Below are 12,078 nucleotides of genomic sequence, written 5' to 3'. Positions count from 1 at the left end.
GGCAGCTTGGCCGACGCGCGGGCGCACGGCCTCCTTGGCGCTGGGCGTCCCGATCAACGGGGCCCGGCGCGGACGTTAACGAGCGTTTTTTGAGGGGGTTAGACGGTTTAGCTGTGTCCGGGCGCGTTGCTGCTCTGCCAGGACGCATCCTCAGGTTTGACCACCGCCGGCGGCGCAACCTTGCCATCCAGGGTGTCGAGCAGCACCTGGCGGTCGCAGGCTTTTTCCGAAATGGCGATGGCCACGGTAGCGACGGCATTACTGGCCAGGCTGGTCAGGGCCCGGGCTTCGGACATGAACCGGTCGATGCCGATCAGCAACGCGAGGCCAGCCAGGGGAATGTCGTGGATCACCGTCAAGGTCGAGGCCAGGGCGACGAAGCCGCTGCCGGTGACGCCGGCGGCGCCCTTGGACGACAGCAGCATGATCGCCAGCATGGTAATGACCTGTCCGGCGCCCAGTTCGATATTGCACGCCTGGGCAATGAAGATCGCCGCCAGGGACAGATAGATCGCTGTGCCATCAAGGTTGAACGAGTAGCCGGTGGGCAGGACCAGTCCGACGACGCTCTTCTTGCAGCCCAGCGCCTCGAGTTTTTCCAGCATGCGCGGCATCACCGGTTCAGTGGACGATGTCCCCAGCACCACCAGGAATTCCTCGCGCAGATAGCGCAACAGTTTCCACAGGCTGAAACCGTTGGCGCGGCAGATGCTGCCCAGTACCACGACAACAAAGAAGCCGCAGGCGATGTACAGGGTCATGATCAGCTTGGCCAGCGAGCCCAACGAGGTGATGCCGTACTGGCCCACGGTAAAGGCCAGGGCACCGAAGGCGCCGATCGGGGCGAAGCGCATCAGGTAGGCGAAGATCTTGAACACCATGTGCGAGGCCGACTCAAGCACCGCCAGCACCGGCTTGCCGCGCTCGCCCAGGGACGACAAGGCGAACCCGCTGAGCACGGCGATAAACAGCACCGGCAGGACTTCACCTTTGTTGAACGCGCCAATGAAGGTGTCCGGGATGATGTGCATGAAGAAGTCCACCACATTCAGCTTCGCCGCCGAGTCGGTGTACTGGGACAAGCCTGCGGTGCTCAACTGGGTGGGGTCGATGTTCATTCCGGCGCCGGGCTGGAACAGGTAGACCGCCGCAAGGCCGATCATCAGACTGACCACCGTGAGCCCGAGAAACAGCAGCATGGTCTTGCTCAGCAGGCGACCCAGCGAGGCTTTGTCGCTCATTCCGGCGATGCCGGTCACGATGGTGCAGAACACCACCGGCGCGATCATCATCTTCACCAGTTTGATGAAGGCATCACCCAGCGGCTTCAGGGCAATCGCCTGCTGGGCCCAGAAATGCCCGACCAGCACGCCCAGCAGCACGGCACAGACAATTTGGAAGTAGAGCGATTTAACGACTTTCATGGCATCACCCGTTTTTGGAATTGTGCTGATGCATTGAGTGGGTTGGCCCGATCAGCCGACCAACCGTTGGGAAACTGGCGCGTAGACCATTCCCGAGAACAGCCTGCGAGCCGTGCGGACCACCGAGGCGCGGATGGTCTCGCCGTTCTTGCCGGTATACGTCAGGACCACATCGATGCCGCCACTGGGGTGCTCGATGCGTACGCGGGTCGGTCTGGCTTCGGCGCCGTCGCCCAGCAACCCGGCCACGACGCTGTCAGGCGTGGCGCATGCAGTCGCCAGTCCGATGGAGCCGGTGATCGCCAGCGCCCGGTGACATTTGTGCGGCATGAAGTAACGCACCGAGAGCGTACCGCCGGCAACCGGCCTGGAAACCAGCACCGGCTTGGGAATCACCTTGTCGCTGACATCGCCCAGGCCCATCGCCAGCCCTGCTTGCAATCGCAGGCTTTCCAGACGCTTGAGGAAATCGACGTCACTGTCCAGTTCGGCCGGGGTTTCATCGCCGCGCTTGCCCATTTCGCTGGCCTCGATCAGCACCATGGGCATGGCCATGTCGATGCAGGTTACCGGGATGCCGTTGATCAGATCACGGGCTTGGCCGGTGGGAAACAGTTTGCCGGTCTTGCTGCCTGCAGCGTCGAGGAAGGTCAACTGAACCGGGGCGGCAGTCCCGGGGACGCCGTCGATAGCGGTGTTGCCTTCGTAGTTGACCTGACCTCCCGGCGTTTGCACGTCGGCGTTGACGAAGGTGCCGGTGTTGAGGTTGCGAATACGCACACGGGTCCGCTCGCCCTTGGCCTTCACCAGGCCCTGCTCGATGGCGAATGGGCCGACGGCGCAGAGCATGTTGCCGCAATTGGGCGCGGTGTCGACCCGGCGCTCGGCGACCATCACCTGAACAAACAGGTAGTCCACGTCTGCGTCTCCGTGCAGCGACGGGCTGACAATCGCTACCTTGCTGGTTTGCGGGCTGCCGCCGCCAATGCCGTCGATTTCCAGTTCGTGACCCGAGCCCATCAGGTCGAGCAGCAGCTCATCGCGCTCTTCCACGGCAGCAGGCAAGTCCCAGGCCAGAAATACCGGCCCTTTGGAGGTGCCACCGCGCATCAGCACACAAGGAATTCGTTGCATGATTACCAACTCTTGCTAATCAATCGGGTTGTTTGATGTTCTGGGAGCAAGAGTGTCAGGGAAGTTACAGTCATTCAAATGCAAAGATCAGAGCGATTATTGCGATTGGCGCATGATTTGATTAAGGTGGGACACGCGCTCCGCACGCCCTTTCTTCGTTGAGGCAACCTAATGGAATACGAGCTTCAGGACATTCGATCTTTCGTGAAAATCGCCGAACTTGGCAGCTTCCACGAGGCAGCGGACGCGCTGCACCTGTCTCAACCGGCCCTCAGCCGGCGCATCAAGAAGCTCGAAGAAGGGCTGGGCACTGCCCTGCTCGACCGCACCACGCGCAAAGTCAGCCTGACCAGTGTGGGCCGGGACTTCCTGCCCAAAGCGCGGCGTCTGCTGGATGATTTCGACGACTCGATTCTCAATATCCGTGAACTCGCCGAGCGCCAGGTCGGCCAGGTCACCCTCGCCTGCATTCCCACGGCCGCGTTCTATTTCCTGCCGTCGGTGATTCGCCTGTACAACGAGCGCTACCCGAAAATCCGCATCCGCCTGCTCGACCTCAGTGCCAATGAAGGGCTGGAGGCGGTGCTGCGCGGCGAAGCCGACTTCGGCATCAACATGATGAGTGGCCAGCACCCGGACATCGAGTTCGTTCCGCTGGTCAACGAGCCGTTCGTGCTGGCCTGCCGGCGCGACCATGAACTGGCCAGCCGCGCCTCCATCACTTGGTCCGAGTTGAGTGATTACCGCCTGATCGGCGTGGGTCGCCTGAGCGGCAACCGCATGCTGCTGGATCACGCCTTGTCGGGGTTGAGTTGGCGCCCGCAATGGTTCTACGAGGTGCAGCACCTGTCGACATCGCTGGGCATGGTGGAAGCAGGACTTGGGGTCTCGGCGATGCCGAGCCTGGCCATGCCGGCGGCAGACCACCCCACTCTGGTGAGCATTCCGCTGAGCGATCCGGTGGTCAACCGCACCTTAGGGCTGGTCTATCGGCGGGGGGCGTCGTTGTCGCCGGCGGCGGAAAAGTTCGTGTCGATCCTGCTGGAACAGTGGCCGCAATAATCCGGTAGCGGCACATCGCGCCGGCTCGGCGCGATGCGCTGCGGCATATCAGAAATCGATCGTCGCCGACAATTGCAGGGTGCGCGGGGCGTAGCGGACGCCGACATCAACCAGCGTCCATGTCACTCCATCTTCTCCGAGCCACCCACCTCTGCTAATAAGCTTTACCTACCGCAAGACCATTGCAGATTAAAAATCAATTTGCCGGCCGCCGATTTGAGTTTCCGTATCATTCTGACCGGCAACCATAGCCGATGCGCTAATCGCATTGTGATTCGCCCAATCACGAAGTTTGGCAAACTCGTCCTTGCGCATTTTGCTCATTGGTACCAAACGCGAAATAGTGGTTTCGAAATCAGCCATAGTCAGGTCGCTTACATCGCCGGAGTCATTCATCCGCCGTGAGAATGCTTCAATCAGCGAGTCGCCAACCCACGCTTCGATCTCGGCGCCAGAAAGCACAATGTCTTTACCAAAATTCGACTCGCCGCCAAGAGCAGACAATCGGTCCAAATCAAATTTTTTCGGGTCACGGTTCAATTTCTTCAGGTGTATTTCAAGAATCTTCTTTCGTTCCGATGTCGACGGGAAATCAACGAAAAATATTTCGTCGAACCGCCCCTTTCTCAACAGCTCCGGCGGCAAGCTGTTGATATTGTTCGCGGTAGCAAACACAAAAACAGGCGCCGTTTTTTCTTGCATCCACGTCAACAGTGTTCCGAATACACGTGTAGCTGTACCACCATCAGATGCGCCTCCGGAAGAGCCGGAAAGTCCTTTTTCAATTTCATCGATCCATAGGATACAGGGTGAAATAGCTTCGGCAGTACGTAATGCGGATCGAATATTGGACTCTGAAGAGCCAACCACCCCCTGGAAGATTTTTCCCATATCCAGGCGCAATAACGGCATATTCCACGACGACGATACACACTTCGCCGTTAAAGACTTTCCACAACCAGGAACTCCCGTCAAGAGCAGCCCCTTAGGGGTTCCGACACCGAACTCCTGAGCCATCCGACCAAAACACTGGCTACGCAAATTGAGCCACTTCTTGAGCGTTGCCAACCCGCCAACATCCTCAAGATTCACCGTTGAGTCGATGTACTCCAAAATACCGGTTTTTCGTATGATTTGTCTTTTTTCGAAAAGCAGGTCTTTTACCGTATGTTCACTCACGCTCAGGCTGGATACCAATGAACGAGACAAACTATTGTCAATTTCCAACCCCGTCAAACCCAGGGCGGCGTCAATGAGTTTATCTTTGGCGGCGTTAGAAAGATCAATCTTGACGTTGCCATTGCCTTGCCATGAGTTAACAAACTTATTTATCTGATCCTTGATTTCATCCCTTGATGGCAAGGGGAAATCAATCAACGTGATTTCCTTTTGAAGGTCGTTGGCAATTTCAACGCTGGGCGCCACGATAATGCAGTTGCTTCGATATCCACGTGAGCGGATGTTTATGGCCAGATCTCGAAGTCGACGACGATAGACTGGATTCGAGCCTGAGGTCAGATAGTTATGGGCATCACAAAAAACAAAAATATTCTTGCTGTCCTCATCCTTGGCCTTTTCTTCGCAAAAGTCCAAGGCGAGTTTGAAGTCAAAGGTTTTATCCCCGGCCACGACACCATTTATCTGGACGCCTAGCGTCGAGCTCCAAATGAACAGACGATGGCTAAGTGCCTTGGCGATTTCAGAAATCTCATTGAGCGCCCGCTCTTCCTCGAAAGTCTCGATGACCAAAATAGCATAACGCGCTTTGAGGTAATCTGTTATCTGCTTGGTACGGCTCATGCTTGTTATCCCTGCGCCTGAACTGACTTATACATTCATCGGAAGACCGGTTTTGGTAACGCCAGAATGTGACACTACAAACTCGACAACTCTTCTGGTACGGAAAAAATCAATGTCGACTCTGTCACTGGTCTTGATAATCTGCTTGTGCTCATAGGGATGGCTGGCGTTATGCCGATAGCGGCCGGCCAGCGTAAGGTCGACGGCTTTAACCACACGAATCATGGCTTCGTTCTGGAATATCTCTTTGGGCGTATAGCCTGTGTAAAGCACCCAGTTTTTCTCGCCATTGACGGCATGTATCAGTTTTTCCAAGGCGGGTGCCTGGTCGAGCGGTTCCCCTCCAGAGAGGGTTACCCCTGCGATGTTCAGTCCATTTATCTTCTGCGCCAATTCATCAATGGGCATCAGCGTACTCGGCTCGCGAGCGTGGGTGCTCTGATTGAAGCATCCCTTGCAATTCAGCGCACAACCCTGCACCCATAATGTCAAGCGTAACCCGGGGCCGTTAACGCGGCTCAACTCCATATGGTGTACGTTGATGTTCATTCAGAGATTCGCGCTGAGAATTTGAAGGGTTTGCTCTTCATGGACCAAGGTGTACTCCGGTTTCCACTCAGTCACAAGTTTCGCAGCAGGGCTGGACAAAAGAGACTCAAGCTCTTCAGTAAGTTTTGTGCAGATGTCGCCTTTCACGCCATGTACTTCTTCCGTAATTTCATCGCCTGTCAAGGCGACATGAATGCCGTATTCGTAATTAGATCCGAATTCAACTTCGAACCCCTGAGGAGTTTCCTTCACTCTCGCAGGAACGCCCGATGCGTCTATGCGCCTGATGGTTTCATCAATGGCGACACTGACGTACGCTTTCTGAAAGCGTAACGCCAAATCAGCCATTGTCGTTTCATCCCCGGCCGAAGGGGTTCCCCGCTCGATGAAGAGTTGGTAAGAGCCCTTATCGACCTGGCAAACAAAGAGATTGAATTTGTCAGCCGTTTCTCCGCAAATAGCTCTGAATTGCTGCTTGCCCATATAGCCTATTTTGCGCAACACCTTTTTGCTAAAGTCGCTGGCAAAGCTGCAAACCAACCCCGTCGTTGGGCTAAGGCCCAACTTGCTGAACGCTTTGGCAATGGTTTCCTCATTAACATAAGAAAATTCAAATCTTGTGCAGTGAGACATTATTAAAGCTCCAGTCTGCGGCCGGGGGCAACTTCTTCTGCCCGCTGAATAGCATTTAATACATCAGGGGCAAGCTCAATGTTGCGCACAGGCGCCATGGGTTCAGGTGCAACGTTTTTTGAGAGCTCAGTTGGCGTTGCAGAATCGACAACCACCCGACGTCTTTGTACAGTCTGTGATGCATCACTACCAGGCAACAGACTTGCATCAATCGTTTCCAGCAGTCTTCTTACTACCAGGATGGGGCTTGATGTGGAACGCTCAAGCCCAATCCGCAACAAGATATCGGCACCATCATTGAATTGCAATTTAACGAAGCAATCGTTATGTTGATCACTCATAACGCCAATGTGCGATATCTGATTCAGGTCTCGGGACAGCTTGCTCCAAACCGCCCCATCAAACCACGCTACAATTAACTTTGTCGCGGTTGCGGCAAACGCTTTGCCACCCGCGCGAACATCGTCGGTATCAAAATCCTGATAGCTGACCAGGATTTTTTCTCCTACAGAAAATCCAAGAGCGGTTGTCAAATATTCATTTGTCGAGAAATCGACATCGGCGTGGAACTTTAAGCTTTTTGACACTGCATACAGACCACCGAGGCTTATCGCGCCATATCCTATTGCGCTCACCATATACTTCGGCACAAGAACTGCAAACATCACGAAGACAAGAACAGTCACGCCATAGCCGTAATTTATGGCCTTCTTTGTGGTGAGTTTTTTATTTCTATAAAACCTGAATGTTTTACCGGGAATATATTTTCTTGAAGGTGTAAAAAGCCGGGTAAGCGCAGCGAAATAAACCAAACCAATGACCGCCATTACAGCCCGGCGTGTTTCCCCGTTTTGCAACGCATCAAGAAACACCCACACACAGGTAACGATAAAGACAGGTAACGATGCCAGTAATGCAATTCCCTTTTTCTTGCCTCTACTGATCATCGTCATTGTCCACATCGGGATAGTTCTTATCATTCACAAACCTTCTAGAGTTGGTGCAGAGGCGCGTAGTACGGGAGGGCTGTAGGACTGCTTACGGGTCTATGCTACATGACGGTTTTTGGTTTATCACGTGCCAGGAAAGCGCTAACGAAGGCTTCCAGATTGGTGAAGCCATCAGGCGCGGCCATTATAACGCCATTATCAGGCTATCCGAACAACGGGGCTGCTAGCCAGCCGCCGTACAGCGCCACAAACAAGAGGGGGGGGAATTCAGATTGAACGCATCGCGACGAAGCGCCGAACCGTCGCGATGCACTGCGGCGTATCAGAAATCGATCGTCGCCGACAATTGCAGGGTGCGCGGATAGCCCGGCGAGATTGCGCCATAGGACGCTACGCCCGACCAGTATTCCCGGTCGAAGACGTTCTGCACGGTGGCGCGGAAGGTAGTGGGCCGGCCTTCGATGCGGGTGGCGTAGCGGGCGCCGAGGTCGACGCGGGTCCAGGCGTCCAGCTCCTGGGTGTTGGCCTGGTTGATGTACTGGCTGCCGGTATAGATCGCCCCGCCCGTCAGGGTGAAACCTTCGATTGCCGGGGTGTCCCATTCGGCCCAGAAATTGGCCTGCACATCGGGCACGCCTACAGGATCGTTACCCCGGTTACTTGCCGTGGCCGAGTCAGTCAGTTCGCCATCAAGCAACGTCACGCCGCCAAGCAGACGAGTACCCGGCGCGACTTCGCCGAACAGGCTCAGTTCGACACCACGGTTGCGCTGTTCGGCCTGTACCGAAAACGCATTGCCCGCACCCAGTTCGCCGCTGGGCTTCTCGATCTGGAACACCGACAGGCTAGCCATGAAGCTGTCCTTCTCGACTTTCACGCCCAGTTCCTGCTGCTTGGATTCATAGGGCGCGAACGCCTGCCCAGCGTTGGCTGCGGTGGCAGGCGCGACGTCGCCTTTGCTCAGTCCCTCGACGTAGTTGTAGTAGAACGACACGTTTTCCCAAGGTTTGACGACCAGGCCCACCACCGGGGTCGTCGCGCTGTCGTCGTAACGGGAAGTCACCGCGCCGGTGGCGGCGTAGTTGCGTGACTCGATGGCTTGCCGGCGCAGACCCAGGGTCAGTTGCAGGCGGTCGTCGAGGACAGACAGGGTATCGGTGACGGCAACGCCGGACAGCTCCGACTCGGAAATCCGCAAAACCTTCGGCGCGGCGATGTATTGCTTGGGTACATCCACCGGGTGGTAGATGTTCGAGACAATTTCCGTGCCGTTGTTGATGCCTCGGGACAGTTCATCCTGATACCGGGTGGCCATGACGGTAGTGGTATGGCTGACCGGGCCCGTTTCGAACAAGGCGCGCATCCCGACATCGACGGTCGAGCGATCGACGTTGAACTTGTAGTACCCCGGCGTATTGCTGATATCGCCGGCCTCGTTGAGGATCCTTGGCACCTGGTCGGACATGCGTTTGACATCGGCGCGACCGCCGCCTGCGTGGGCGAACACGGTCACCGCATCGCTCAGGTCATACTCCGCGCCGACTAGCGCGGACTGCTCCCGGGTATTGGACCAGCCCCAATCCTGCGGCAGGTTGGTACGGCCATTCGGCGCCGAAGGCACCTTGACGCCAGCCGCCACCGTGAACGGTCGCGACGAGGCGTCCCACTGCTCTTTCTGGCTTAGGAAGTCCAGGTTCAAACGCAGCCGTTCGCCTTGATAGTCCAGGGCGATGGCGCCGATATCCAGTGCGCGCTGCTGGTCGTCGATGGCCGTGTCGCCCTGGGCCATGCTGCCGTTGAAGCGCACGCCCCACTGTTTTTCGTCACCGAAGCGCCGGCTGACATCGATATGGCCGCCCAGTTGGGTGTTGGCGGCGTAGCTGGCGGTAAAGCGCGTCAGGTCCTCGGCCAGCGCCCGTTTCGGCACGATATTGATCACGCCGCCGACGCCGCTGTTAGGTGAAATGCCATACATCAGCGCGCCCGGGCCTTTGAGTACCTCGATCCGTTCGGCGTACTCGGTGAACACCCGGTAGTTGGGCGCCACACCATAGACGCCGTCGAAGGCCAGTTCGCCGAGGTTGCCCTCGCCCACCGGGAAGCCGCGAATGAAGAACGAGTCGACGATGCCGCCCGCCTGCCCGGTGGAGCGAACCGAAGGGTCCCGCTCCAGGGCGTCGGCGACGGTTACGGTCTGCAGGTCGGCGAGGGTCTTGGCGGTGTAACTGGTGACGTTGAACGGTGTGTCCATCACATCCTTGTTACCCAGCATCCCGACCCGGCCGCCGCGAGCCACCTGATCACCGGCGAAGGCTTCGGGCAAGCCGCCGAGACGAAGGCTCGACGCATCGACACTGGTTGCAGCGAGTGTGAGCCCACCGTCGCCAGCGGCAGGCTGCTTGATCAGCATGAAGCTGCCATCGCCGAGTTCCACCAGTTCCAGGCCGCTGCCCGCCAGCAGTTGGATAATGCCTTCGCCAGCCGAGTAGCTGCCCGTGAGGCCTGGGCTGTGCAGCCCTTCCGTCAGCGCGGGCTCGAACGACAAGGCCATCCCCGACTTCACCGCGAAGCTGGACAGCACCCGGCCCAGCGGTCCGGCCGGAATGTCGTAGGCCTTGCTGGCCACGCTGTCCGGTTGCTGGGGAGCCGCCGCCCAGGCGCTGGTGCTTGCCGTGACCAGGGCAACACTCAGCAGGGCGGTACGGACGGCCATCGTTAACGTGCATTCGGCGCGGAGGCGACTTGCAACTGGCATGACAAGAAGATCCTTTTGACTGGGAAAGAGGTGGTTTCACTTCCTCTGCCAGCCGAGGCGGAAAAAAGTATCAGGCCGTAGCAAAAAAATATTGGCGTCCTTCGCGACGGTTGGCGCCCTTCGCGACGGTTCGGCGCCCCGACAAGCTCGCTCCTACAAAAGCCACGCGGTGTAAACCTGTAGGAGCGAGCTTGCTCGCGATCCTCAGCGCGCCGCCAACAACGTCCAGTACCCGCTCATATGCTCCGTCACCGAAATCGAATAGGTAGCTGCAAGCATGTTCAACGTGCGGCGCCGCTCATTGATCGGGTAAGCGCCCGAAATCAACAGATCGGCGATCGCCGGGTCGCAGCGCACAAAGCCGCGCCCGTAGCGCGCCAGTTCCGCAGCGAAATCTTCCAGCCGCATCTTGTCGGCCATAAGCATGCCTTGAGTCCAGGCCGTGATGGTTTCGTCCACCCGGCTCACCGGTGCGGTGGCGCGCGCGTCGAAGTCGGTTTTCTCACCGGCCTTGACCACCAGCGGCGTAACAAGGGCGGCGCTCCCCGCCTCCACCCGGATCGCGCCTTCCAGCACGGCCAGGTAAGTACGGCCTGCCCGTTCGCGAACCGAGAACCGCGTGCCCAACGCCTGCATCCGGCCTTCGCTGGTCGCGACCCGCAACGGCCGTGGCGGAACCGCGCTGTCCGGGGCCGTCTGCACCAGAATCTCGCCACGGACCAGACGGATGAGCCGCTGATCGGGGTCGAAGCGCACGTCGATTGCCGAGTCGGTATTGAGAAAGACTTGCGTGCCGTCGACTAGGATGATCTCGCGGCACTCGCCGATAGCCGCACGATAATCGGCCATCCAGCCCTGCCGTTCGCTCAGGTTGAAACCCAGCCAACTGGTCGGCGCCAGTGCCAGGAATATCGCCAGGCGCGTGATAACGGCGCGGCGTCCCGGGTTGCCCGGACGATCCAACGCAGACATCGCCAGCGCCGGCGGCAGCCCGCCCAGCTTGCCCATCAGCAACTCCGCCCGTTGCCAGGCACGCTCGCGGTCCGGGCTGCTACTGCGCCAGACGCGCCAGGCGGCTTGCTCCGCCTCGGAGACGTCGCCCTCGCCCATGCACATCAGCCACTCGGCGGCTTCTTCCAGTGCTTGCGGGCTGATCTGCGCTGCAGAGGCTGTCTCGGTCATTCAGTTCACCAGCGCCAGGCACTTGAGGAAGGCCTGTTTCATGTAGCGCTTGACGGTAATCAGCGACACGTCGAGTTCGCTGGCGATGGCTTCGTACTTCATGCCGGTCAGTTGCGACAGCAGGAAAGCACGCCTGACCAGTGGCGGCAGCGTGTCGAGCATGGCATCGACTTCATGCAGGGTTTCCAGCACCAGCAAGCGAGACTCCGGCGATGGCACCTCGGGCGCGGGAAGCTGCGCCAGGGCAGCCAGATAGGCGCGTTCCAGGGATTTTCGCTGGCACCAGTTGGCGAGAATGCCGCCGGCAACACAACTCAGATAGGCGCGCGGCTCATCGAATACCGAGACGTTGGACGCCAGGATCCGGGCGAAGGTGTCCTGTACCAGATCGGCCGCATCCAACGCATTACCCAACTTGCGGTGCAACCGGGCATAAAGCCATCCATGATGCCCGCTGTAGAGCTCTTCGATACTTCGCAGGTGATTGCTGGGGGCGACCACAACTTCGCTCATAGGAGGCTTCAATTGTTGTAAGTGATAATGGTTTGCAATGCTAAGTTAACCGCGCCCCGCCTGCAATCGACAGATC

The 12,078-nt window shown here is 58.0% G+C and carries 10 protein-coding genes; 1 reads left to right on the top strand and 9 read right to left on the bottom strand.

Features of this window, described 5'->3' with window-relative positions; translation table 11 throughout:
- Nucleotides 1–107: 107 nt before the first annotated feature.
- Nucleotides 108–1,424 (bottom strand): C4-dicarboxylate transporter DctA, encoded by a 1,317-nt coding sequence (gene dctA / locus DM374_RS20990; RefSeq protein WP_110971621.1) that lies wholly within the window; start codon nt 1,422–1,424, stop codon nt 108–110.
- A 51-nt stretch (nt 1,425–1,475) separates the two neighbouring features.
- Nucleotides 1,476–2,558: a 4-oxalomesaconate tautomerase gene (locus tag DM374_RS20985; protein ID WP_110971620.1), complete on the bottom strand. Its 1,083-nt coding sequence runs from the start codon at nt 2,556–2,558 to the stop codon at nt 1,476–1,478.
- A gap of 171 nt (nt 2,559–2,729) precedes the next feature.
- On the opposite strand from DM374_RS20985, the gene DM374_RS20980 reads away from it, so the two are divergent.
- On the top strand, nt 2,730–3,620 hold the full coding sequence (locus DM374_RS20980; RefSeq protein ID WP_095158488.1) for a LysR family transcriptional regulator: 891 nt from the start codon (nt 2,730–2,732) through the stop codon (nt 3,618–3,620).
- Nucleotides 3,621–3,809: 189 nt separating this feature from the next.
- Here DM374_RS20980 and DM374_RS20975 read toward each other — a convergent pair whose 3' ends face one another.
- The 7 genes from DM374_RS20975 to DM374_RS20945 all read right to left on the bottom strand — a co-directional run bounded on the left by DM374_RS20975 (nt 3,810) and on the right by DM374_RS20945 (nt 12,002).
- Nucleotides 3,810–5,420 (bottom strand): AAA family ATPase, encoded by a 1,611-nt coding sequence (locus DM374_RS20975; protein ID WP_110971619.1) that lies wholly within the window; start codon nt 5,418–5,420, stop codon nt 3,810–3,812.
- A 27-nt stretch (nt 5,421–5,447) separates the two neighbouring features.
- Nucleotides 5,448–5,969: a 4Fe-4S single cluster domain-containing protein gene (locus DM374_RS20970; RefSeq protein ID WP_110971618.1), complete on the bottom strand. Its 522-nt coding sequence runs from the start codon at nt 5,967–5,969 to the stop codon at nt 5,448–5,450.
- Complete coding sequence (locus DM374_RS20965; protein ID WP_110971617.1) at nt 5,970–6,602, bottom strand: DUF2997 domain-containing protein; 633 nt, start codon at nt 6,600–6,602, stop codon at nt 5,970–5,972.
- 2 nt (nt 6,603–6,604) lie between these two features.
- Entirely contained in the window at nt 6,605–7,555 is a 951-nt protein-coding gene (locus tag DM374_RS20960) for a hypothetical protein (protein WP_225422552.1), read from the bottom strand.
- Nucleotides 7,556–7,874: 319 nt separating this feature from the next.
- Nucleotides 7,875–10,307, bottom strand: coding sequence for a TonB-dependent receptor (locus DM374_RS20955; RefSeq protein WP_110971615.1), 2,433 nt, complete (start codon nt 10,305–10,307; stop codon nt 7,875–7,877).
- A 204-nt stretch (nt 10,308–10,511) separates the two neighbouring features.
- On the bottom strand, nt 10,512–11,489 hold the full coding sequence (locus DM374_RS20950; RefSeq protein WP_110971614.1) for a FecR domain-containing protein: 978 nt from the start codon (nt 11,487–11,489) through the stop codon (nt 10,512–10,514).
- A complete protein-coding gene (locus DM374_RS20945) occupies nt 11,490–12,002 on the bottom strand; it encodes a sigma-70 family RNA polymerase sigma factor (RefSeq protein WP_110971613.1) in 513 nt (170 codons plus the stop codon).
- Nucleotides 12,003–12,078 lie beyond the last annotated feature (76 nt).

It is taken from the genome of Pseudomonas huaxiensis (assembly GCF_003231275.1).
GTDB classification, from domain to species: Bacteria; Pseudomonadota; Gammaproteobacteria; order Pseudomonadales; family Pseudomonadaceae; genus Aquipseudomonas; species Aquipseudomonas huaxiensis.
This window is presented reverse-complemented; position numbering and strand designations above follow the sequence as displayed.

What these genes read in the sequence shown, in the direction of transcription:
- DM374_RS20985 (WP_110971620.1), bottom strand. Translation starts at nt 2,558, where the DNA reads ATGCAACGAATTCCTTGTGTGCTGATGCGCGGTGGCACCTCCAAAGGG.
- DM374_RS20965 (WP_110971617.1), bottom strand. Translation starts at nt 6,602, where the DNA reads ATGTCTCACTGCACAAGATTTGAATTTTCTTATGTTAATGAGGAAACC.
- DM374_RS20960 (WP_225422552.1), bottom strand. Translation starts at nt 7,555, where the DNA reads ATGACGATGATCAGTAGAGGCAAGAAAAAGGGAATTGCATTACTGGCA.
- DM374_RS20970 (WP_110971618.1), bottom strand. Translation starts at nt 5,969, where the DNA reads ATGAACATCAACGTACACCATATGGAGTTGAGCCGCGTTAACGGCCCC.
- dctA (WP_110971621.1), bottom strand. Translation starts at nt 1,424, where the DNA reads ATGAAAGTCGTTAAATCGCTCTACTTCCAAATTGTCTGTGCCGTGCTG.
- DM374_RS20955 (WP_110971615.1), bottom strand. Translation starts at nt 10,307, where the DNA reads ATGCCAGTTGCAAGTCGCCTCCGCGCCGAATGCACGTTAACGATGGCC.
- DM374_RS20950 (WP_110971614.1), bottom strand. Translation starts at nt 11,489, where the DNA reads ATGACCGAGACAGCCTCTGCAGCGCAGATCAGCCCGCAAGCACTGGAA.
- DM374_RS20945 (WP_110971613.1), bottom strand. Translation starts at nt 12,002, where the DNA reads ATGAGCGAAGTTGTGGTCGCCCCCAGCAATCACCTGCGAAGTATCGAA.
- DM374_RS20980 (WP_095158488.1), top strand. Translation starts at nt 2,730, where the DNA reads ATGGAATACGAGCTTCAGGACATTCGATCTTTCGTGAAAATCGCCGAA.
- DM374_RS20975 (WP_110971619.1), bottom strand. Translation starts at nt 5,420, where the DNA reads ATGAGCCGTACCAAGCAGATAACAGATTACCTCAAAGCGCGTTATGCT.